Below are 23,682 nucleotides of genomic sequence, written 5' to 3'. Positions count from 1 at the left end.
AAGCGGGGCGGTTAAAATTTTCGCCTTCCTTGACCCTTGGACAAAATTGAACATTTTTCAAAGGTCTCACTCTATTCCTTTATCATGCTCCGGCGTCGCTGGAAATAGACGTCCCGAAGGGCCGTGTAAGGATCGATGGCGCTCCGCTTGAGGTCTTCGTATTTTCCGATGGAAAGGGAGGTCTCGTTCAAGGTCTTGTAAGCTCCCACGGATACCCGGTATTTGGTTCTTGGAACGGCGTAATTCAATGGGTCCAGAAAGGCATCACCAACACTTCCCAGGCTGTCCCTCAAGGAAGAAGGTCCGAAGATGGGCCATACGATATAAAAGGATGGGCCCATCCCGTAAGCCCCAAAAGTCTGCCCCAGATCCTCATCGTGTTTTTCAAGTTCCAGCTTTTGACTCGCTACATCGATCAACCCCAGCACCCCCACCGTGGTGTTGGTGACGAAGCGGGCGATTTCATCGGCCGCGGATTCCATTTTCCCCTGAAGCAAACAGTTTACAAAGCGAATTGGGAAGGCCAGGTTGTAAAAAAAATTCCTGACCCCTACCCTCGCCTTTTGGGGGACTACGGCCCTGTATCCCCGGGCGGCCGGTTTAAGGACCCAGAAATAGAGCTTGTCGTTGAATTGAAATATGGCCCGGTTGATGGGTTCAAGGGGATCTGGCACCTGGGGTGGTAGTTCCTCCACATATGGGTCCTCATCCCCGCCCCCGGCGATGGGCTCACTACCCGCCGACTCATCATCGCCTGATTTCGCGACCCGGAGGGGCAAGGGAGGGATCTTTCCGCGAACGACATATCCGGAGGAAGACAATCCCGCACCTCCGTCATGCACCGCTCCTCCTCTGGGGGATTTCCCTTGCAGGGTCTCCAGAAACCGGAGATCGTCATAAAAATCTTTGATGGTTTCGGCATGTAGCGTGACGGGCAGCAGGAAGGCTAAGGCCAACAACGCAATTATAAGACCCGGCCTTTTCAACATGGGAGCAGACTCCTTTCAAAAATGGAATCCCCTATCTCCTGGCGAGGTCAGGGCTGGGCGAGCTTCTCTTCGATCTTCTTGACCAGGGCCCGGTAAGAGGAGCGTGAAATGATACTATTGAATTGGACCCTGTAATTGTTGACGAGACTGACCCCGGCTATGGAGATATCGTAGACCAGCCAATCCCCGTCCTTCTCTTTCAATCGGTAGGTGACATCGATTTCTTCAGACTTTTTTGTCAGGATTTTCACCCGAACCTCGCTGAACCTGCCATCGATCCGTTCACCCACGTACCTGACCTCTTCCCCCGAATAGCCTTCCACCTTTTCAAGGTAGGTCTTTTCGATCAGGTTGGAGAAGAGTTTGATGAATTGTCCCCTCTCTTCCTCGCTCCTTGCCGCCCAGTGTCTGGCCAAGGCCCTCCTGGCCATTTCACGCCAATCAAAGCGCTTGTCCACGACCTGTCGGATACACTTCCTCCTTTCCTCCTTCATGGAAGGATCCTTCATGGCCGGGTTCGTTACAATGCTGAGGATTTCCCTCGTGGTCTCCTTGATTTTTTCAGTGGGGACACCGGCATCGGCGGGTCCTGCCGCAAGACCAGCGGCAAAAAGGCTCGACAGGATGATTACCAGGGCTCTCATTGAATCAGTTCCTCCTTGGAGACGATTACGGTTCTTTTCCCGTCTTCTTTTCAGCAGAACAGGAACAGGGGCTAGACAGAGCCGGCGACGATTGAAAAACGCAGGCACCGGGATCAGCTGCTTGGATATGAAAGCCTTGACCTTTCAATTTACGGTGAGGGGGGGGCACCTCCATCCTTTTCAATCAAATTTTTCCAAATACGAAATTGGAGATAAGTTCCTCGAAATCCACGGCGGGTTGTGTCTCCCGTATTCGCCCTCCAGGCTCGATGATCTGATCGGACCCTCCCGGCGTAATTTCCACGTACTTCTCCCCGATAAGCCCCCGGGTCTTGATTGAGGCGATGGCGTCTTCCTGGATCTTGATGCTCTCGTCGAGGTTCATGACGATACGGGCCTGGTAATCCTCAAGGGTGATACTCTTCACCCTTCCGACCTCCACCCCCGCAATGGCGACGGAAGCCCCGACCTTCAATCCGCCGGTATTGGTGAACCGGGCATAGATCTCGTATCCCTTCCCCCCCAGGACCTCCATCCTTCCAAGCTTGATGGAAAGATATCCCAGACAGATGAGTCCTGCGATGATAAAAAGCCCAACCGACAACTCGATATCAAGCTTCCGCATCTTTCCTCTTCACCCCTTCTCTTACCCTTGGACACTAATTCCCTTGCAGTATCTTCCGGGTCGGGAGCAAATCCCGGAGGTAGGCGTGGATCGGCCCCTCCGTGCCCCCGGTGATGAAATTTTGGACCAGGACGTCCCGGGAAGAGATCATCTCTTCCGGGGTGCCATGGAAATGGATCCTCCCTTCGTGGAGCAAGGCCACCCTGTCAACGATTGCGAAAATCTTGGGTATTTCATGAGTCACGATCACCCCTGTGAAACCGATCCGTTTGTGGCAGGAATGGATCAAGGTGAGAATAGACTCCCCGGTCAGGGGGTCCAGGCCCGTGGTGGGCTCATCGAACAACATGATTTCAGGCTCTTGCACCAGGGAGCGGGCCAGGGCCGCCCGCTTGACCATCCCCCCGCTGACCTGAGAGGGATACTTGCCCCCGGATCCGACCAACCCCACCTGCTCCAACTCGTAAAGGGCCTTTTTCCTGATCTCTTCCTTCCTTAACCTTGTTTTCTCCCTCAAGGAGAAAGCCACGTTGTCGAAAATGGTCATGGAATCAAACAGGGCCCCTCCCTGAAAAAGAAATCCGAACCGGTTCCTCATGTCCAGGAGTTGCTTTCCTTTAAGATCCCCCAGGTCTTTCCCGTCCACAAGGATCCTCCCCTCGTCAGGCTTCAACAATCCGGCAATGTGCTTGAGGAGTACGCTCTTGCCCGATCCGCTCCTTCCGATCAAGGCGAGGATCTTCCCAACCGGGACTTCGAAGGAGACACCCCTTAGAACCGGGGTCTTTCCAAAGGACTTGTGGAGGTTTTCAACCTTGATCATGTCCATACTCAAAAAAGGGTGGATGTCATGAAATAGTCCCACACCAGGATCAACACCGACGATAGCACAACGGCCTGGGTGGTGGCCTTGCTGACCCCTTCCGCCCCGAATCCCGTGTAAACGCCCGTGTAGTACCCCTTGAAACAGCAAACCCAGCTGATGATTATTCCGAAATTCAGGGACTTGAACATCCCCTCAATGATATCCTTCATCTCCATATAGCTGATCATTTCCCCGAAGTAGACCCCTGAACCCACGCCAAGCAACCGGACCCCGATGAGGTAGCCCCCGAAGATGCCCACCACATCGAAGATGGCCGCAAGCAGGGGGACAGACACCAGGGCGGCGATGAAATTAGGAACGATGAGGTACCGGTAAGGGTTTAGGCCCATGAGTTTCAGGGCGTCGATCTGTTCGCTGATCCTCATGATTCCGATTTCGGCCGTCACCGACGATCCGGCCCTGCCCGTAACCATCAGGGCGGAGATGACCGGACCCATTTCTTTGATGAGTGAGAGCCCCACCATAGGGCCAAGAAAGGCTTCCGAACCGAACCGGCTGAGGGTGTTGTATCCCTGGAAGGCAAGTACCATGCCGGTGAAGGCTCCGGTAAGGAAAATGACCGATAGGGATTGGAATCCGATGAAACGGATCTGCTTCAAAACAAGGGAAATTTTCAAGGGGGGGGTGAGGGAGAAAAAAAATCCTTTGACCAGGAAAATACCCATGCGCCCCAGCCTGTGGACGAGATTGAGCGTTTCGGAACCGAGCGATCTGACGAAATCCATGGGATTGCCGCAAACTGCCTTTCTAGGCCCGATTCGGCCGATACACGGGTATTCGTGAGCAGAGTGGCGCGGCGGGGATGATTTCTGCCGGCCGATGGGCCAGGGGAAGATCCCCTGGTTCCCGTTACGGGTAAGGTGCCTGTTCCATTATCATCATCCCCCGGGTTTTACAACACAAAAAGCGATTTCAACCCTCCTCCCAATGGTCTCAAAGGCATCTGGAAAAAAGATGCATGGGCCATTACGTCTCAAAAGGATGCCGGAGCCACGGCGACCGGATCGAGGGAGCGAATCCGTCAAAAAAAGGAGGTCCGATCCCTCCCCGGTGTCTCTCCCCAGGGGTTTCCGTATCAACTAAGAATCCCGGACTCAAGGAGACGCAGGGTCTTTTTTTCCGTATCAAGGGCAACCTCGATCCCCACGGGAAGAAGGATGTTCTCAAGCCCGTGTCCCACGGGCAATCCGGCGATAATGGGGATCCGGTGGTCTGAAAAGGTATCCCTGAAGATTCCAAAGAGGGTCTCGGCGCTCCCACAGTTTGAAAACTCACCCAGGAGCAGCCCGGAAAGGCCTTCCAGGTAGCCCCCCAACTTCAACTGGGTGATCATGCGATCAATCCGATACGGGGCCTCCCCTGTTTCTTCCAAAAAGAGAACGGCGCCATCCAATGTCGGCATGAAGGGCGTTCCCACCATGTGGCACAAGAGGGCCAGGTTCCCTCCCAGGAGCACCCCCTTGGTCTTTCCCGGCCTGATAACAGGGCCCTTCAGACGGACCGGGGGAAAAGATTCATGTGATGAGAGGAGTGAGAGCAGGCCATCCAGGTTCCGGGCGGCCTTTCGGCCCAGGTCCGTCACCATGGGCCCGTGGAAGGTAACCAATCCGGTTTTTTCATAAAGGGCGAGAAGAAGGGCCGTTATGTCGCTGTAACCAACAAGGATCTTGGGATTCCGGGAGATGAGGCCGTAATCGATCTTGTCCAGGATCCTCAGGGTCCCATAACCGCCCCTGGCGCAAAGAATGGCCTTCACTGAAGGATCTTCAAACAGGTCCAGAAGATCCCTGGCTCGCACATCGTCTTCTCCGGCCAGATACCCCTTACGATCGAAGAGGTGGGGGGCAGGATGGACCCTGAAGCCTCTTGATTCGAGGAGTTCCATCCCTTTACGGACCGCCTCGGGAAAGACCGGCCCGGCGGGTGCCATTACACCGATTCCATCTCCTGTATTCAGGCCTTGGGCCTTGAGTGTCACCGGTTCCTCTTGAAAATGGACATGAGACCTTCCAGGGTAAGATACTCTTCCACCCGATCGATGGTTTCCGATACCTCGCAAATCAAAGGAGCCAGTCCCCCGGTCGCCAGCACCGTCGGATTCGAGGCCATCTCTCTTTTGATCCGACCGACAATGCCATCCACCAGCCCAGCATACCCGTAAACAATGCCCACGTTCATGCTGCTGATGGTATCCTTGGCGATTACTTCCTTTGGCCGAACGAAAATCTCCACCCGGGGCAACTTGGATGCCTTCTGGAAAAGGGCCTCGCAGGAGATGATCACCCCAGGGGCGATGGCGCCCCCGATATAGGCCCCCTCAGGTGAAACACAGTCAAAGGTGGTGGCGGTGCCGAAGTCAACGATGACCAGGGCATTCTTGTATTTCTCGTAAGCGGCCACTGCATTGACGATGCGGTCCGCCCCGACTTCCCTGGGATTATCGTAGAGGATAGGCATTCCGGTGTCCGTCTCCGGTCCCACGATCAAGGGCGCCACCTTGAAATACCTGCTGCAAAATTCCTCCAAGGTGTTCAGGAGAGGCGGGACCACGCAGGAGATGATTATGTCGGAAACCTCTTCCAGCCGGTGGCCGGAGTTCCTGAACAGGTTATGGATCAGGATACCCAGTTCATCGGCCGTGATGTCCCTTTCAGTCCGGATTCTCCAGTGGTTCAGGATATGGTCCCCGTCGGTGATCCCCCAGACAATGTTCGTATTCCCTACGTCGATACAGAATAGCACGCTTCGACCTCTTGCATCATTAAGGTGGCGTTTCGAGCAAATCCCTCAAATAGTGACGGCCGGGAGTCCGCCGCCCTAATCGGCACGCCCCCGCTTGATCGCGTCGATGATGCGCACCGTTTCAACCGCCTCCTTTACGGCATGGACCCTGACTATGTGGGCCCCGTTCAGGACCGCGGCTGCTACGGTGGCCATGGTCCCCGTGGTCCTCTCATGGGGTTCCCTTTTGAGGATATGTCCGATAAAAGCCTTGTTGGAGGTCCCTACGAGGAGGGGAAGCCCCAGGGAGCGAAACCGCTCCAGATCCCTCAGGAGAATCAGGTTGTGGTCAAAAGTCTTCCCGAAACCGATCCCTGGATCCAGGATGATTCGATCCCTGCGGACGCCGCCCTGAACCGCCCGCTCCACGGCATCCCGGAGGAAGGCCAGGATCTCTTCCACCAGATCCCCATAAGTCGGGTTGTCTTGCATGTTTCGGGGTTCCCCCTGCATGTGCATGAGGATGACGGGGACCTGGAACCTGGCGGCGATAGAAACCATTTCGGGATCAAACCGGAGGGCACTGATGTCGTTGATCATGGAAGCCCCCGCCTCCAGGGCCTTCCGTGCCACCTCGGCCTTGAAGGTATCGATGCTGATGGGCACATTGATCACTTCGCGGAGCCGCTCGATGACAGGAACCACCCGATCCAGTTCCTCCTGAAGAGATACCGCCTCAGCGTATGGCCTCGTTGATTCTCCCCCCACATCGATGATGTCGGCCCCGTCCCGGACCATTTCCAGGGCATGTTCAATGGCCCTGTCCCGGTTAAAAAAAAGACCCCCGTCAGAAAAGGAGTCGGGAGTCACGTTCAAGACGCCCATGACATGGGTCTTCCGCCCCAGGTCCATGCGATGGCTTCCCCATTGCAGACACGGCCCGTACTCTTCAGTGTCTTTCAACTTTCCTTTGCCTCCGATTCCTCTCCTTCCTTTACCGAGCCTTGCGAGATGATCTCATCCACGTCGCTGCTGGTAAGGGTCTCCTTTTCAAGCAAGGCCTCGGCAATCCGATTCAATGTTTCGATATTGTCTTTGATCAGCCCGGATGTTTTTTCATAAGCCCCTGTGACTATGTTCTTGACCTCCTCGTCGATCTTCTGAGCGGTCAGTTCACTGTAATCCCTGTGCTGAGAGATCTCTCTTCCCAGGAAGATTTGCTCTTCCTTCTTGCCGAAGGTCAGGGGCCCCAGGTTTTCACTCATCCCGTATTCACAAACCATCTTCCTGGCCAGGTCCGAGGCCCGCTCGATATCGTTCCCCGCCCCCGTAGTCTGGACATTGAGCACGATCTCCTCTGCGGCCCGGCCTCCCATCAGTATGCAAATATTGTTCAAGAGGTAATCCTTGGGGTAGGTATGCCTCTCATCCAGGGGCAATTGCTGGGTCAGGCCCAGGGCGCGGCCGCGGGGAATGATGGTGACCTTATGGATGGGATCGGCTCCCGGGAGCAATTTCGCCACAAGGGTATGCCCTGCCTCATGGTAGGCGGTGGCCTTCTTCTCTTCGTCGCTGATAATCATGCTCTTCCGCTCCGCCCCCATCATGACCTTGTCCTTTGCGTCCTCCAAATCGGCCATCTCGACTCTGTCCTTGCCGCGGCGGGCGGCCATGAGGGCCGCCTCGTTCACCATGTTCTCGAGGTCCGCACCGGTGAAGCCCGGTGTCCCCCTGGCAAGGGTGCGGATATCTACGTCATCTCCAAGGATGGTCTTCTTCACGTGGACCCTGAGGATCCCTTCCCGGCCCTTGACGTCCGGAACGGGAACCACGACCTGCCGGTCGAAGCGCCCCGGGCGCAGAAGGGCCGGATCCAGGACGTCCGGCCTGTTTGTGGCGGAGATCAGGATCACCCCCTCATTGGACTCAAAGCCGTCCATCTCCACCAGTAGCTGATTCAGGGTCTGCTCCCGTTCATCATGCCCTCCGCCAAGCCCCGCTCCCCGGTGGCGACCCACGGCGTCAATCTCATCAATGAAAATGATACAAGGGGCATTCTTTTTCCCCTGGACAAAAAGGTCCCTGACCCTTGATGCCCCAACACCCACGAACATCTCTACGAAATCGGATCCGCTGATACTGAAAAAGGGAACCCCGGCCTCACCAGCTATGGCCCTGGCCAAAAGGGTCTTTCCCGTCCCTGGGGAGCCTACCAGCAAGACCCCCTTGGGAATTCGCCCGCCCAGACGGGTGAACTTCTTAGGATCACGGAGGAATTCGATGATTTCGTGAAGTTCCTCCTTCGCCTCTTCTATGCCGGCCACGTCGTCAAAGGTGACCTTCTCATGTGCATCCGTCATGAGCCTCGCCCTGCTCTTTCCAAAGGACAGGGCCTTGCCTCCCCCCACCTGCATCTGACGCATGAAAAAGACCCAGACTCCGATGAGCAAGAGCATGGGGACCCACGAGAGAAGCACCTGGAACCAGGAGGAATCCTCCTCCGGCTTGACATTGATTTTTACGTTCTTGCTTCTGAGCAGCCCGATCAGTTCGGGGTCCTTCGGCACATAGGTCTTGAAAGCGCCTCCCTGTACCGTGGTTCCGGCAATATGATCACCCTGGATGGTGACCTGGAGAACATTATCGTTTTCCACCATGTTGAGGAATTCACTGTAACTAACGGATACCTTGCCACCCTCCGGCTGCTTGAAGATCTGGAACAGCATCACCATCATCAGCATGATCACCAGCCAAAGCGCAAGGTTCTTATAAAATGGGCTCAAAAGTTTGACCTCCTACGTCAACGACCATTCTGGTTCGGAATGGTTTGAGGGTTTAAGGGTTCGAAGGGCCAAGGGGTCGAGGGGTCAAGTGAAAATCATCTTTCCTTAAATCCCGATTTCTCACTCGAACCCTGGACCCCTTGGATCCTTGAACCCTAATTATAAAAATGATCGAACTAAAGTCTTCGCCCGAAGGCAAGGGGTTTTCTCCCATTCCCAGATTGGGGCATTAAAGACATAATACTGAAGTCGCCGCCCTTTCCCAAGGCTTGAGGAAAGAGGACCCTCAGTTCACTTTTAAGGGAGTCCGTTCTTCAGGAAATCGGTATACCTCATTATAATGATATTTCCGAAAAATTCTATCTTTCTTTGCAATCGGCATGCCTGTTTTGAGCGAAAACGCGGCAGGCAGGTATTCCCATCATCAGGCAATCGCCCTTTACATTATAGCGGCGGTACTGTATAACACAAACCATTCATTTATTATAAATAGGCAATTTTGTTCAAGGTCAAGGAAGGCGAAGATTTTAACCGCAGGAATACATTGAAGTATTTCGAGGATTAAAATCTGAGCCTGACGCAGAGATTGGGGAAAAGGGGCATTTATGGATGGACACTATTTAGAAAATTCACCCCTGTGAACTGTCTGCATGCGTGGAAGCCGGACAGGAGCAACGATTGGGGAAAGGAACTGTTTACGGATGCCCACTCGTTATATCTTCCGTTGCCGGGCACACTCCCACACCCTGGGAAGAAAATGCCGGAATATTGACACTTTTTTCCTTGCCACGTAAGAATCCCCAAGTAGGAAATATGACATAACTATCTGTATTGATGGAATTATCGTCTTTTGGCACAACAATTGCTGACTGTCCATTCAGTGAATGATTATACAAGTCCGCCGTACGGAGAAGAGGAAATGATCAAGCCGTTTTATTCCCAGTTTTTAACTCCGACCAAAAAATTCAGACGCCTCTCGGTCCTCCTCTCCGTGCATGATTCCCCCCGTATCAGTCAGCACCGGATCGGTGAGCTTACCCATCTCAGCAGTTCAATGGTAAACAACTACGTCAAGGAGTTCCAAGCCGAGGGCCTGCTGAAAGTTTCGGGCAAAACGAACCGTACCCAGAGTTACCACCTCACCCCACGGGGCCGGAAGGAATTGATCTCCCTCCTCCTCGACTATTCAGCCGAAATCATCCGCCTTTATACCGCCGCCAAGCATGAAGTCGGCGAGAGGCTTGACAACCTTGCAAATGAGGGGATCAAGACCATCGGGCTCTTCGGGGCCGCTGAAACAGCCGAAGTCGTTCATGCCGCCACCAAGGGAACAGGCATTAAGGTGGTGGCGGTTGTGGACAGCGATCCCGAAAAACAGGGCCGGGCCTTCAACGGTTTAACAATCCAGGCCCCTGAGGTTTTGAAAGAGTTGGATGCCGACGCTTTGGTGATCACCTCTTTCGGTAAGCAGCAAGAAATCTATCAGCAGATAAAGGAGATCGCCGGGGATACTTTCAGGATCATCCGGCTTTCAGACCTCTAGAATATCGGTCTTTTCCACCCGAGGGCTTAACAGGCTGTTGAAAAACATAGCGAGCGCAGCAGTCTTTCAACAGCCTGATAAACAAGTTCAAGGAAGGCGAAAATTTCAACCGCAGGAATACATTTAGTATTTTGAGGATTGAAATTTGAGCCTGACGCCGCAATTGGGCAAAAGGGGGCGTTTTTCAAAGGTCTCAAAGCATGAAAGGAACTTCTGACCCTTGCTCAAAAGCGACCCAAAAGTCAATACCCTTCAAATCGGCCGGCATGAGGTAGGTCCTGATCACCCGGTCTTCATCATCGCTGAGATAGGAATCAATCATAACGGCGACCTCGAAATGGCCAAGAAACTCATTGATACGGCCGTGCGGGCAGGATGTAACGCTGTCAAATTCCAAAAACGAACGCCTTCCCTTTGCGTTCCTCCCGATCAGAGGGAGGTGACCCGTAACACCCCTTGGGGCTTGATGACCTACCTTGAGTATCGCGAACGAATCGAATTCGGGAAGGAGGAATATCAGGAGATCGATCGGTACTGCAAGTCAAAAAATATAGCCTGGTTCGCCTCTTGCTGGGATGAGCCCTCCGTGGACTTCATGGAGGAGTTCGACCCGGTTTGCCACAAGGTCTGCTCCGCCGCCCTCACCGACGACAGTCTTTTAAAAAAAATCAACAAAACAGGACGGCCCGTCATACTTTCCACTGGAATGTCCACCATGGAGGAAATCCGACACGCCGTCTCCTTGCTCGATCGGGACCGACTCCTCATAGCCCACTGTACGAGCACCTATGCCTGCAGCATTGAAGAACTCAACCTCCGCACCATCCTGTCCTTAAAAGAGGAATTCGGTTGCCCTGTGGGATACTCCGGCCACGAACTGGGCCTGATCCCATCCATTGCAGCGGTCTCCCTGGGCGCCTGTTTCGTAGAAAGACATATCACCCTGGATCGCAGCTTCTGGGGAAGCGACCAATCAGCCTCCCTTGAGCCCTGGGACCTCGAGCGCCTTGTCAGGGATATCCGGGAGATCGAAAAGGCACTGGGTGACGGGGTAAAGAGGGTTTTTGAATCCGAAAAAATCGCCAGGACCAGGCTGAGAAGATGCAGGTAGCCGGCTTTATTAAAGGCGGCCGCCCGTCTTCGACCAGGGAGTAAAGTTTTTATCGAAAGAGGTCGATTCAGATATTAACCATTCACTGAATGGACAATTATCGATTTTTACAGGACCCGGAAGCATCTAACGACGGATATCCCGAAGAACAAAAACCCTTTAGTACCAATATGTAATCTTTTTTCAGGGAGTTATAGCCTTTTCCCCATGTAATCCAAGGGGCGGAGCTGTGCCCGCATCTTAGGAGACCTGAGACCTTTGAAAAGAGGCCATTTAAATGAATATCCTCATGATCACCGACAATGACCCGGCCGGCATGGGAATCGCCTTCACCCACGCCATCAACCGCTATACCGATCACCGCTGCCGGTTGATCACGACCGCGGAAAAATACGGGTTCGACTATGACAAGGACATTCACCTCCCGGATATCCGTGATGACGATTTCGGCGAGGTGGAGCAACTCTTGAAAGAGGCAGACATCATACATTTCCATGTGCTGAGGGACGAGAACTCCCACCTCGGCCCACTGGTGATCAGGGACTATATTAAGGGAAAACGGATTCTCCATCACCATCACGGACACCCGGACTTTATCATCAATGCTCAGGTCTACAATGAGAAGTACAGAAAACTGGGCCGCAGGGTCATCGTGAGCACCCCCGACCTTCTCAAGGTGGCAGAGAATGCCACCTGGGTTCCCAACCTCGTACCCCTGAACGATCCGCTTTTCCTTCCTCGATACGATGATTCCCTTCCCTCCACCTCGGTGAGGATCTGCCAATCCCCGACCAGGAAATACCACAAGCACACAAGGGAATTCAAAGAGGCCATTGATAATCTCAAAAAGAAATTCCCCGGCCGGATCGAACCAATCATCATCGAGCTTCTTCCGTACAAAGAATGTCTCCGAATCAAACGTGCTTGCCACGTGGTCTTTGACCACATGCGCGGGTGGTTCGGGATCGCCTCCCTGGAGTCCCTCAGCCAGGGTAAACCGGTGATTGCAGGGTTGGATGATTGGAACATCCGCTGCATCAGGGAATTCACGGGGTCCGATACCCTCCCCTGGGTGATTGCGAGGAACCGGGAGGAACTGGAAGACCGATTGACCGAACTCGTGGTGGATGCCGAGTTGCGGGATCAGATCGGCCGATCAAGCCGCCTTTTCATGGAAGGTTGCTGGACGGAGCAAAAGGTCATCTCTTTACTCATGGCTATCTATCAAACGCTATGAATGATGCCGATATCAACCATCCCCTGAAAGGACATGGGCATAAACCCGAAGTTCTTGCCATCATCCCAGCGCGTGGAGGCTCTAAAGGGCTTCCAAGAAAGAATATCCGGGACCTTTGCGGCAAGCCTCTTATAGCTTATTCAATTGAAGTCGCACTAAGGGCTAAATTGATAGACCGTGTGGTGGTGTCCACGGAAGATGAAGAGATCGCGGAAATCTCTGAAAGCTTTGGGGCCGAGGTCCCGTTTTTGAGACCGAAAGAAATGGCTCAGGATCGTTCAAGTGTTGGTGATGGAATCAATTTTACTGTTAATAAGTTGCGAGATGGTGGCTATTCCCCCAATGTATTGGTGACTCTTTACCCGACCCACCCGTTCAGAACTCCAAAGCTTGTGGATTTTCTTGTGAGTAAAGGACTTGAAGGGTACAGCCCGGTTAATACCGTTAAATTAATTACTCACACAAATTTAAGTATTTTTTCAAAAAATGGAGCCGAATGTATTGCTCCTTTGTTGAATTTCAGATCTTTCAATGGAGCGGCACCCAAGAAATCGTTTTTCAGACAATACGGACTCTTCCTCGGGTCTATTTTTGGTTTCTTTGACAGACCTTACCTTCATGTAATTAAAGACCCTGTAAGTCTTATTGATATTGATTCACTGGCGGATTTCGTTCTAGCTGAAGAAGTAATTAAACAAGGTCTTTTTGATTTCGAATTAGAATAGACTGATGATTGCGATAATTCCTATTTTTTTTGAAAATGATCACGAGCTATGGCATGGAGCCGAGGGCGAAGCATTAATACTGAGATTCATCAACTCTACGGCAAAGGCTCATGCAATAAAAAAATTGATTCTTTTTACCAATGATAATTTGATACATAATTTGTCAAAATCGCTCAACATAGATTCCTACATTATTGACATTGAACCTGATACTGAAGACTCTAAACTCCTTCCACCTGGCAGTTTTGCTTCAGTAAGATATCTAAGAGAAATCCTAAAAATAGATTTTGAGAATTTGATGGTTCTGAATTTCAGAAATCCCCTGATAACACCTGATTTGATCGATGACGCTATCAACAAATTCAAACTTTCGAAGATTCCAGCCCTGATAAGTATTAAAAAATCAGTCGATCATCCAGTTCAACTTAATGCCTATTACCAAATCGTGGATGTCGGCTTTATCCATATATTCGATAATGAGGATGCAATTTCTCCATATCTTCAAGTTCTTAACAATCATCTCATCACCAAGGATATTCCTCATCAATGTAATTTTTTTAATCAGTCTAATTTGTGCTATAAAATCACGAAACCCTTTTATTTTGATTGGGAAGCAAGAGGTGTTCAACAAAAAAGTTATTCTCCTTTTTATGCTCGGATTTATGACGGATTGAAAATACAATATCTCCCCTTTGACCAAATTTCTCATTGTAGCTTAGATGAAAAATTGGGACCTTTGTGGATATACGACACCCCCAAAAAAGCAAAAGTCCTTTTCCCTTTTAACAAATATGAAAAGTTATGTAGTGAAGTAAGCAGTGTTGATAATAATCTTCATTTAGTTGGAGCAGCATTCTCTGACGATTTTAATAACATTTCTTCCTTATTGTTCAAAGATATTAAAAGGCGCAGATATTTTTTGACCTTTAATTCAGAAGATCACTCTTCATATTCTTATGTACTGAAAGCTTTCCCTGTCGGACTATCCGGCCCACTAGAGGAAGGGATAATAGAGGTTGAGATCGACGATTTCTCCAAACCGATCTCCCTCCAGTATGAAGACAAATATATTTGCGGAATAATTTATTCTCTTCTCAAGGTAGCAGAAGATGATACATATGATTTGTGCGAACCTTTTCCCCCTGACGAGAGATTGTGGACCGGATCTGACCAAAAAATTAATATCAAAACAGGAAAAGAGATAATGGGCCGGCAGGACTTTCCCGACGTGTTCGAGCCGGACGGAACATTTTTTATTATGAAGAGAAGTATAATTCCGTTTTTTGGTCAGGAGCTTTTAAATGGAAATGCTGATGGTTTCGTTATGGAAGACTCCAATTCAATTCAAATAAAATCTGAATTTGATCTATTAAGATACAAGGCTATCACAAGAGCAAATGGTATTACATCGATTTAACGTTGATTTTATACCGCTAATCAACTCCTTCTCTGCCTATAATGTTGTGACATTTGCTCTGTGATAAATTAATGCGGAAAGAAGATACAAAAGCGAGAAAAGAGGCTATGGGCTTGCAAGGGATATGATTGAATCCGGGAAGAAGGTACTTGAGGTTGCTTTTGAGGCTCATACTGAACGGTTTATAAGGGATCATCGCCTCCTGCTTTACCAGGGGCAGTATTGATGATCAATCCCCCTGCGGAGACATTAAGAGCAAGGAAGAAACTACAGTAATTTTGATAGTGAGTGTCCAAAAGTTGTTGACAGGTTGCAATTCCCATAAGCAATGTCACCTATGATAGAAAGGCATAAGAAAGAATTTACTGAGTTGCTAAGAAAAATCGAGTCGATCAATATTGATCAGTCAGCGAACCATGATGACATGGGGTCACTTTTCAGGGTGATTGAAGACGACTATCGAAAAATTCAAAGAAGCCTTGCCGCTAAACGCGAAGACCTGAAGATCATATCAGACATCCTCGGTCATTCTTATAGCTCTAATGACACTGCAACCTATAATCAACTTAAGTCTGCAACAGACAAGGTAATCCGGAATCTAAACAACTATGCCTTTTTTGGAATGAAAGAAAGATTAATTCCATTCAATTTTGAGAAGGGTAACTGGCTATTTAGCCGGGGCAGAATAAAGGAAGCACTGGATTCATGGGAAGAGGTGCTGAGGGTCAATCCAGATAATGAATATGTTCACTCAATGCTATTAGAGACAATAAATATACCCCATGCAACAAAAAGTCGGGCTGTGGATTTAAACAATAAATATCGGTTCAAATATATGGGAAGCTTCGGACAAGATGTTTTAAAAGGGCCGATTGCCATAGTAGCCGATGATTATGACGATACCCTGTTTGTGTCTGACAATATGGAGAATAAAATCCATAAGTTTAATGTTCAGGGGGAATACCTTGGTCCTCTTTTAGTAGAAGTAAAAAATTCACGGGGACTTTTTAAAGATACTGAAGGTAACCTTTGGATTTGCGACTTCGGTAATAGTCGGCTTTTGGCTGTGGATTCAACTGACAGTGTAGTTGGTGAAATCAGGCTACAAGAAATTCTGGGTGACAAGTTTGTCTCCATCTATCCGGTTTTTGGTTATCTAAATGGTGATCGATTCTATTTACTTCTTGTAAATGCATCTTTTCGACAAAGAATGCTAGTTTCATTTAATAGATATAACCCTCATGATTCTCTGGACATCCTGCCGATAGGTGTTCTTCAGACCCCCAATTTTTTCGGATTCCTGGATAATCAATTGTATGTATGTGACCTGACACAATGCGACCTATTTATCTTTGATGCCAGTCAAAGACTTTTCAGGCCTATCGGTTTCAGTGGAATCCCATACCCTCTCCGTTGGCTTGTAGACTTCCATGATGGCTTTTTTTTAAGTGCTGGGATGCATATACTGAAGGTATCATCGAATGGACAAATAATCTTTAGTGCAAATATTTCCAGTATATTTGGCATTCATAAAACACTTCCTTTTGATCTTGCAATCTTTAGAGAACAAAACACACAGATATTATTTGTGACGGATTACTCACTGGCCTGTATTCACATGTTCGCCATATAGAGTCACATATGCAAAAAAATTCTCCAATTAAAGTAGAAAGTATCTGATTTGAAAGGCCACTAAATACACCCAATGTCTTGTCTGGACAATGGGGGTAAGTTCACTATTACCTTGATCTTAAATCGTCAAAAGTGAAACGATGTGTATGAATCGCACGTTCAAAAGTCTCTCTACCGCAACCGTGAAAGGTTAGGATGAATTCCATCATTCTCAATGAAGAGCGACTGAAGGCCATCCGGCATCTGAAAATCCTTTTAATCTATCTACCGCATCCATACTTAAAACAGCCTGATGCGCAAGCGCCCATCGGCATTTTGTATCTTGCTGCACTCTTGGAGCAGGCAGGTGTCGATGTCCAAGTGCGAAACTATAGCACGTTTAATACATGGCAGGCCCTGGAGGATCTCCCCCGCGCCGACCTTTACGGCATCACTGTAACAAGCCTGGAGCTCAAACAAGCCAACCGATTTGCACACCTCATCAAGGAGAAATACGAAAAGTGTGCAGTCGTGCTTGGCGGCCCCGGAACCTTCAGCGACGAATTCGTGGATTGGGGGGTCATCGATTCTATCTGTAAAGGTGACGGGGAAGAGGCCATCTTCCTAATGCTTGAAGATTATGCGAAAGGGATGCTGAAAAAAACGTATACGCTGCCTCCGGTAGAGGACCTCGACAGCCTGCCTTTCCCCGCCCGCCATCTGCTCGGAGACAATCAGGGTGGCAATATTTTCGCCTACAACTTCAAATACAAAGGAGACAAAAGTACGGTATTGACCACAAGTAGGGGATGCCCGTTTCACTGCTCGTTTTGCAGTTCCCCCTTTCTCACCAATAATAAGGTGCGCTTTAGAAAGCCGGAAAACGTTTTTCAAGAGATGAAATCCGTAGTACAAGAACTCGGCATTCGCCAGTTCCGTATCTCTGACGACATGTTTCTCGCTGATCCGAAACGGGTTTTAAAGCTTTGCGAACTCATCGGACCCCTTGACGTGGCTTGGCGCATCTCCACAAGGGTCAAACCTATGAATGAAACGCTTTACCGCGCCATGTTCGAAGCAGGGTGCAAAGAGGTCTCTTTCGGCGTGGAAAGCTTTGATGAGGACGTGCTAAACATGCTTAAGAAGGGCACGACCCCGAAAGATAATGCCTATGCTTTGGAAGTGTGCCACAAAATCGGACTGAAGACCCGAGTCCTCTTCATGATCCGAACGCCGGGACAGACCGCCAAAACGGTTCCAAAAAACATTTGGTGGCTGAGTAGGGTTCCTTATACCATTATTTGCTGCACGAGCTTTGTCCCGATTCCCGGCAGCGATATTTGGCAAAATCCCGACGATTACAATATCGAGATCCTAAATAGGAATCTAGACGACTATAATTTCTATTTCTTCAGTTCGCGCGGGGAAAACAAGATTAAAAGCATCATCAAGATCAAAGACAGGCCATTGGAAGAATTCAACAGGGAGACAGATGACTTTCGAGAATACCTAAAAAGCACGGGTAAACTCAATGAAGGTTGATCACCGCGCCGCTGTTCCCGTATCCAACAAAAATGCATTTGACATGCAGAGCCTATGTGGCAATCAAACCGGAACCCTTTTATGAAAGTCACATTGATCTATCCCCCCCATCCCTATCTGATCAAACCCAACAGCCAAGCTCCGCTGGGCCTGCTCTATCTAGCTTCGGTTCTGCGCAATGCGAATCACGAAGTGGAAGTTTACAACCTGTCGGGCTTTACCGAAGAGGAGGCCCTAGGGGCGCTTCCGATGGACGCGGACATTTATGGGTTTACCGCTACTAGCGTCGACTACGATCTATGCGAACGGATGGCCAGGAAACTGGCCAAGATAAACGACAAGGCAAAATTAATTATTGGAGGGCCGCATCCGACGGTCGCTCCTGAGACAATCAACCTTTCCGTCTTCCATTCGTACTGTATTGGCGAGGGAGAACGAGCCATTCTGGAGATCGTCCGGGACACTCAGGAAGGGCGTCTCCAGCCCTTCTACAAAAAAGAGCGCATCAGGGACTTGGATGAACTGCCCTTCCCCGCCCGGGATCTGATGAGCTGCATCGGGGGAAACATCTTCGCTTACGACAAGAACTATACGGGAAACAATCTCTCTACGACAATTATGACGTCCCGTGGATGCCCATTCAACTGCTCTTACTGCGCATCCAAACCAATGTGGCTTGGTCGCGTGTCACTCCGCTCCGTGGAGAGCATCCTGGAGGAAGTCCGCATGGTTCAGAGTAGCTTTGGCGTGAATCAGTTCCGTTTTTGCGACGATACCTTGAACATGGACACCAAACGGCTCCATAAGCTTTGCCACGGTCTTTCCAAGCTCAACGTGTTCTGGCGCTGCTCGGTGCGGGCTGGTTTATCCACCTATGATGATTTCAAGATCATGTATGACTCAGGCTGCCGCGAGATAAGCCCCGGGATTGAGAGCGGCGACCAGCGAGTCCTGGACTTCCTCAACAAGCATAATACGGTGGAGGACAACCGCAATCTCATAAATTGGGCCACGGCCGCCGGAATTAACGTCCGGGTGCTGCTCATGACGGGCACTCCGGGAGAGTATCACGATACACCGGAGAGAACGAGAGATTTCCTCAATTCCATAGAGTTCAACATGGTTTCCCTGACCCAGTTCCGGCCGATGCCCGGTTCTCCCATCTGGGAGACGCCGGAAAAGTTCAACTGTAAGATTATCAACAGGGATTTGAAAAATTACAGCTTCTATACATGGCGGAGAGGCAAAGACGGACAGAGAGAACGGTCCCCCATCGAGTCCGTCATAGAAACGGATAGGCTTTCCAAAGAGCAGCTGGAAGGCAATATGCGCCGTATGTTCCAGTACGTTGAAGACACGGGTAAATTCAACAAGGGCTAGGCATGAAAGATCACATACTGCAATTCGCGGCAGCATCATCAGCGTTTGCTCCCAGGCCAGATCGGGCAGCTAAGTTCGCTGAAGCCCTTGAGTACTGGCCCGGTAAATTTTCGGAGCACTCCTTTCTCGCCGAGAGGCTCTTGGAATTGGGCTACGAAAACGTCATTGACTGCGGCGGAACCGGGAGTTTCAAGCCTTTTCTGCCCGGGGTGACCCTGACTCTGGCCAACCCGGCAGTCAACGGCATCGATGCGAGCGAACTGCCTTTTGAAAACGACACCTTTGACGCCGCCATCTCCACGCACACTCTGGAGCATGTTGTACTGGATCGCAGGGGGGCCTTTCTCGACGAAATGCTACGGGTATCCAGAAACACCGTTCATCTTATCTTTCCGTTTGGTGAGGAGAACAGGGAAATCGACGATGCTAAGACGGAATTCGTCTACAACTCACACCAGCACGACAAGACACCCCGGGTCACTCCGGAGTGGCTTGTTGCGGCGCTGGAAAGTAGGGATTGCAAGTATGTGGCAAAGCCTCTTTTCAACAGAACCGTGCATTTCCTACTGGCGCTGATGCTTCCCATCAACACTGACAAAAAAAGACGGATTTGCAGGTGGATAAATGAACGTTGGGATGTCCTGAATCCCCTCGGCGATCCGTACGACATTTACGTGGAGATAGAAAAGAGATGAAAATACTCTACCTTTCAGACCGGTATGCCTGGGACATGTACGGCGTGAAGCGCTCGCTGTATGAGTCATTGCTGGAGACCGTGCCCGTCGACTTCGTCGACTACCAAGAGTACCACCCGGAGGTTCGCTTTGAAGCCGACGCACGCCCTCTGCCCCCAGGGAAGCTCTATCAGCTCGCCATAGAGGGCGATCATACCCATATTTTTTTCGCCTCATCCTGTCTCGCCTTTGAGCCAGAGTATATGGAGCGGCTCGGCAAACTCAAGACGCTCGTGGGCTTCGGCTTCAGCGATCCACGGTTCGTGGAGAATACGCGCCGACATTGGCGCTATTTCCACGCCTATTTTTCACTTTCTGAGAGCATCGCTGATGAGGCGGCAAAACTAGGCATTCCCGGCGGCGTAATGCTGCCGAGCATCCATCCGGGCTTTCACGACACCTGCCCGGCAGACCATCGAAATAGCGAATATGACGCAATCTTTTTCGGAAATATCGCTAGCCATCCCGATGCGCCGCTGCGACGGACCGAAATAAAGCGGATCAGGGAAATGGGTTTGTCCGTCCTGACTGTAGGCCATGGAGGAGACATCGGCCACCTGGAGGGCAAGGAGGCGCTTTCCGTAATGAGCAAGGCCCGCATAGGCATCAACGTCATGGGGCCCGCCTCGACGCTCCCGCACCGAATTTTCGAGTACTCTGCCGCGAACCTATGTGTTCTGACCACGATAACCAAGGAAATTTCCCAATGTTTCGACCCCGGCCGGGAAGTCGTATCCATCGACCGGCCTGACCTCACCGATGTGCTCCTCGATAAGAACTGGTGCCGTGCAGTAGCGGAGCGGGGCCGCAGACGCTGTCTGGCGGACCATACTATCGGGCGTCGGACCGAGACTATTCTCAGCATTCTTGGGCGGTTGGCCAGGCGGTCATAGCGCAAGGAAGTCCAAGGGATAGATAATAAGGCTCTCCATGAGAATCTGGGCTGTGTTAATCCTGTATAAACTTGGAATCATGAGCCAAATCCTTTAGTTAGAGTGTTCACCAAGAGACCCGAAAACGGAAGATGACTCATGCTTATTGGAAGCATCGTACGTTTTACGCTCGGAATCAAGAATCATCGGTTGGTCTCGGATAAACTCACCGGCAGTGAACTGAGGATTGATATTGAGGCAAAGGCAAGGCGAAAGTTGCCATGCAGCGTCTGCGGAAGGCGCGCTCAGGTCAAAGATAAGCTCAAGGAGAGGTCTTGGAGGGGCATGTTTCTCTGTGGAATATCCCGGTCTAAATTTATTACTGCCGCTTGTCAGAACAGATTCTCATAAAGAGCCATATCGTTGAATTAATTTTTTTTCGACTGTTCAAAATCAGTTAAAAGTATTCATTATCCAGATAGACCAAAAGTTTTCGGGTTTAACTGCCTATACCAGGATTCAGGATCCGGTGGCGGTATTTACATACCAAAACAACATGGTATCGAAGATAGTAGACACTGTGAGCCTTCTTTATGTATTCCATGGCGGCATTCTACCTCCGCCTAGCTCATTCATCCACGGCCTTCTTTATGTATTCCATGGCGGCATTCTACCTCCGCCTAGCTCATTCATCCACGGGCAAATCAGTGTATTCTGCCTTCGACCGCATAACTGTTCGGATTGCTGAATTTTATTTATACTCAGAAGATGGTAGCGTACTTCGGCGAGGTTAAATCAAACAACCTTGGAGATGTGGCTGTTTATAGTGTCTTGCGTGATTGTTACGCATTAGACAAGCGAATAATACCTATCACACTCGGGAGGGAGTTGTTGGGCCATTTTCTTCAACGTCAGCTAAGGCGATATTCATCGATAATGATTGGCGGTGGTACTCAGTTCACTAGTATGAATGCAGAATATCTGAAAATATTAATTCGGTGCAATGATAGAGTATGGAGTTTCGGCACTGGTGTCGGAAGTTGTGGATTTTGTGAACCCCCTGATTCTGACTTATCTGAGATTGTTTGTTTTCTGAACCGTATTAATCCATTAACCGTTAGAGGACCTCTGTCTCAAGAAACCCTTTTTAAATATGATATTAATTCTAAGGTAATTGGTGACCCCGCACTTGGGTATGCTAAGGAGTGTGATTTTTTTCAGGGTGGCAAAAAAATATTGGTTAATTTACTTTCGCCGCTCGATACCGAGGAAAACATTATATATCAAAAGTTTATTGCTAATCTTGCATCTCCTCTTAGTGTTCTTCGGGCAAACGGCTGGGTTATTGATTTCCTTGCGCTTGGCCCTGGAGATTATAGTTATATAGATAATTTTAGATCGACTTTTGGTTTTTTAGAATCTGAAATATCTGAAATATATACAAGCGTTGATCGTTTCTTTGAATCGTTGCGAGGAGTGTCATTAATTATTTCAATGAGATTGCACGGCGCAATACTTGCCTCGTGTGCAGGTGTTCCATTTTTATTGTGCAATTACCGTTCAAAATGTCTTGATTTCGCGGCGTCGATTCAGCAAGAGGACTTGTTGTTATCGCCGAATAGCTCTGCCTCAGATATTATAAATTCTATTGAATATTTACTTAGTAACAGCAATAAAATATCTAAGGCTATCAAAAGCAAGGCACTTTACTTTCGTAATATACAGTCGGAATTTCTGAAAAACCAGTTGTGTAGCTAATACAATAAGGTGAGCGTTGGATCTGCTTTTCTCCATAGTTATTCCGACATATAGAAGGCGTAATTCCCTGCGAAGAGCGTTGGAATCATTATCTTGTCAAACAATTGACAGACATAGTTTTGAGGTTGTGGTTGTAAATAATTCTCCAGAGATTGGAGTGACTGATATTATAGAAGCTTATGCTTCATTAATCAATATTACATGCCTTAATGAGCCTAAGCCTGGTGCCCACGAAGCACGGAATGCTGGCAGCAAAGTTGCTCGTGGTCGCTATATTGTCTTTATCGATGACGACTGCGAAGCCCATCCATCGCTTCTTGAACGCTATCGTTCGGCCATTGAATTGTATAGCCCTGTTGTAGCTGGTGGTGGTATTGAAATAAGATGGGACTATACGCCTCCATCTTGGGTTACGCCTTTTGAGTATCTAATGGGAAGAATAAATTTTGGTAAGGGTTGTTTCTGGCTTAGCGAGGGGCAAGCAGTTAATGGGGGAAACCTCCTTATTCGACGCGATTTCTTCCATGAAATCGGGGGGATGGAACCAGACCAAGTGGGGAAAATCATTCTTGGATCTGGAGATGTTGCGATAAGTTTATCTGCGAATCGTCGTGGACATAGGGTTTTGTGGGTTGGCGATGCTAGAGTTTGGCATCATCAAAAGAGGAGCGTCAATGCAAGACTCCGTGATTTGATGCGCAGAGAATTTAATAATGGAATAATGGCGGCCTACGAGTTCCAAAAAAAGGCGGATAGGATATCTAGCTTAAAACTCGTACTGTTTTCTATCAGACTTCTTATTATCTCAATAAATCAATATTTTCGGGGTGCCTTTGGGTTTAACAAGTGTGCTTTGATTCGCTGCTGCCTTGCTTTCAGTAAACTGATTGGCATGCAATGGTTTTACTTTTATAAGAGACGCACAGTAGTGTAAAGTATTTTACATAAAAATGTGCGCAACCCCTTTATATTAAGTTTAACCTAATAACCTATACAGAGCGTCTTAAATAATTGCGCATAATCGTTGAAGTAGGTGATTTGGTTTTTGCCAGCATCTAAATTGATCAAAAACAGTTTCCACGAGATCTTCCAGTCGTGAGAAAT

The 23,682-nt window shown here is 49.5% G+C and carries 21 protein-coding genes; 12 read left to right on the top strand and 9 right to left on the bottom strand.

Annotated features, from left to right (window positions below):
- Positions 1–71: 71 nt before the first annotated feature.
- The 9 genes from JRF57_14045 to ftsH form a co-directional block, all read right to left on the bottom strand.
- Positions 72–989, bottom strand: coding sequence for a VacJ family lipoprotein (locus JRF57_14045; GenBank protein ID MBW2304820.1), 918 nt, complete (start codon positions 987–989; stop codon positions 72–74).
- A 47-nt stretch (positions 990–1,036) separates the two neighbouring features.
- Positions 1,037–1,633, bottom strand: a complete 597-nt coding sequence (locus JRF57_14040; protein MBW2304819.1) for an ABC transporter substrate-binding protein — start codon at positions 1,631–1,633, stop codon at positions 1,037–1,039.
- A gap of 184 nt (positions 1,634–1,817) precedes the next feature.
- Entirely contained in the window at positions 1,818–2,258 is a 441-nt protein-coding gene (gene mlaD / locus JRF57_14035) for an outer membrane lipid asymmetry maintenance protein MlaD (GenBank protein ID MBW2304818.1), read from the bottom strand.
- 34 nt (positions 2,259–2,292) lie between these two features.
- Positions 2,293–3,081: an ABC transporter ATP-binding protein gene (locus JRF57_14030; GenBank protein MBW2304817.1), complete on the bottom strand. Its 789-nt coding sequence runs from the start codon at positions 3,079–3,081 to the stop codon at positions 2,293–2,295.
- A gap of 8 nt (positions 3,082–3,089) precedes the next feature.
- A complete protein-coding gene (locus JRF57_14025; protein MBW2304816.1) occupies positions 3,090–3,869 on the bottom strand; it encodes an ABC transporter permease in 780 nt (259 codons plus the stop codon).
- Between the two features lie 350 nt (positions 3,870–4,219).
- Positions 4,220–5,122: an LD-carboxypeptidase gene (locus JRF57_14020; GenBank protein ID MBW2304815.1), complete on the bottom strand. Its 903-nt coding sequence runs from the start codon at positions 5,120–5,122 to the stop codon at positions 4,220–4,222.
- Positions 5,119–5,886, bottom strand: a complete 768-nt coding sequence (locus JRF57_14015; protein ID MBW2304814.1) for a type III pantothenate kinase — start codon at positions 5,884–5,886, stop codon at positions 5,119–5,121. The genes JRF57_14020 and JRF57_14015 overlap by 4 nt, the downstream gene beginning before the upstream one ends.
- 75 nt (positions 5,887–5,961) lie before the next feature.
- A complete protein-coding gene (gene folP / locus JRF57_14010) occupies positions 5,962–6,777 on the bottom strand; it encodes a dihydropteroate synthase (protein MBW2304813.1) in 816 nt (271 codons plus the stop codon).
- Positions 6,778–6,824: 47 nt separating this feature from the next.
- Positions 6,825–8,606 carry an ATP-dependent zinc metalloprotease FtsH gene (ftsH, locus tag JRF57_14005; protein MBW2304812.1) on the bottom strand — a complete coding sequence of 594 codons (1,782 nt, stop codon included), beginning with the start codon at positions 8,604–8,606 and terminating at the stop codon, positions 6,825–6,827.
- Positions 8,607–9,567: 961 nt separating this feature from the next.
- On the opposite strand from ftsH, the gene JRF57_14000 reads away from it, so the two are divergent.
- The 12 genes from JRF57_14000 to JRF57_13945 all read left to right on the top strand — a co-directional run bounded on the left by JRF57_14000 (position 9,568) and on the right by JRF57_13945 (position 23,512).
- Entirely contained in the window at positions 9,568–10,191 is a 624-nt protein-coding gene (locus JRF57_14000; GenBank protein MBW2304811.1) for a winged helix-turn-helix transcriptional regulator, read from the top strand.
- Between the two features lie 220 nt (positions 10,192–10,411).
- The gene (locus JRF57_13995; protein MBW2304810.1) at positions 10,412–11,302 is read left to right on the top strand and encodes an N-acetylneuraminate synthase family protein; all 891 of its coding nucleotides are present in this window, start codon (positions 10,412–10,414) and stop codon (positions 11,300–11,302) included.
- Between the two features lie 277 nt (positions 11,303–11,579).
- On the top strand, positions 11,580–12,539 hold the full coding sequence (locus JRF57_13990) for a glycosyltransferase (protein MBW2304809.1): 960 nt from the start codon (positions 11,580–11,582) through the stop codon (positions 12,537–12,539).
- Positions 12,536–13,264, top strand: coding sequence for an acylneuraminate cytidylyltransferase family protein (locus JRF57_13985; protein ID MBW2304808.1), 729 nt, complete (start codon positions 12,536–12,538; stop codon positions 13,262–13,264). Before JRF57_13990 ends, JRF57_13985 begins: the two co-directional genes overlap by 4 nt.
- 4 nt (positions 13,265–13,268) lie before the next feature.
- Positions 13,269–14,681, top strand: a complete 1,413-nt coding sequence (locus JRF57_13980) for a hypothetical protein (protein MBW2304807.1) — start codon at positions 13,269–13,271, stop codon at positions 14,679–14,681.
- Positions 14,682–15,018: 337 nt separating this feature from the next.
- A complete protein-coding gene (locus JRF57_13975; protein MBW2304806.1) occupies positions 15,019–16,314 on the top strand; it encodes a hypothetical protein in 1,296 nt (431 codons plus the stop codon).
- A 194-nt stretch (positions 16,315–16,508) separates the two neighbouring features.
- Positions 16,509–17,834 (top strand): radical SAM protein, encoded by a 1,326-nt coding sequence (locus JRF57_13970; protein MBW2304805.1) that lies wholly within the window; start codon positions 16,509–16,511, stop codon positions 17,832–17,834.
- 81 nt (positions 17,835–17,915) lie between these two features.
- Positions 17,916–19,214: a B12-binding domain-containing radical SAM protein gene (locus JRF57_13965; GenBank protein ID MBW2304804.1), complete on the top strand. Its 1,299-nt coding sequence runs from the start codon at positions 17,916–17,918 to the stop codon at positions 19,212–19,214.
- 2 nt (positions 19,215–19,216) lie between these two features.
- Positions 19,217–19,909: a class I SAM-dependent methyltransferase gene (locus tag JRF57_13960; GenBank protein ID MBW2304803.1), complete on the top strand. Its 693-nt coding sequence runs from the start codon at positions 19,217–19,219 to the stop codon at positions 19,907–19,909.
- A complete protein-coding gene (locus tag JRF57_13955) occupies positions 19,906–20,841 on the top strand; it encodes a glycosyltransferase (GenBank protein MBW2304802.1) in 936 nt (311 codons plus the stop codon). Before JRF57_13960 ends, JRF57_13955 begins: the two co-directional genes overlap by 4 nt.
- A 792-nt stretch (positions 20,842–21,633) precedes the next feature.
- On the top strand, positions 21,634–22,578 hold the full coding sequence (locus JRF57_13950) for a polysaccharide pyruvyl transferase family protein (GenBank protein ID MBW2304801.1): 945 nt from the start codon (positions 21,634–21,636) through the stop codon (positions 22,576–22,578).
- A gap of 16 nt (positions 22,579–22,594) precedes the next feature.
- Positions 22,595–23,512 carry a glycosyltransferase gene (locus JRF57_13945; GenBank protein MBW2304800.1) on the top strand — a complete coding sequence of 306 codons (918 nt, stop codon included), beginning with the start codon at positions 22,595–22,597 and terminating at the stop codon, positions 23,510–23,512.
- Positions 23,513–23,682: the final 170 nt, after the last annotated feature.

This window comes from Deltaproteobacteria bacterium, assembly GCA_019310525.1.
Lineage (GTDB): Bacteria > Desulfobacterota > DSM-4660 > Desulfatiglandales > HGW-15 > JAFDEE01.
This window is presented reverse-complemented; position numbering and strand designations above follow the sequence as displayed.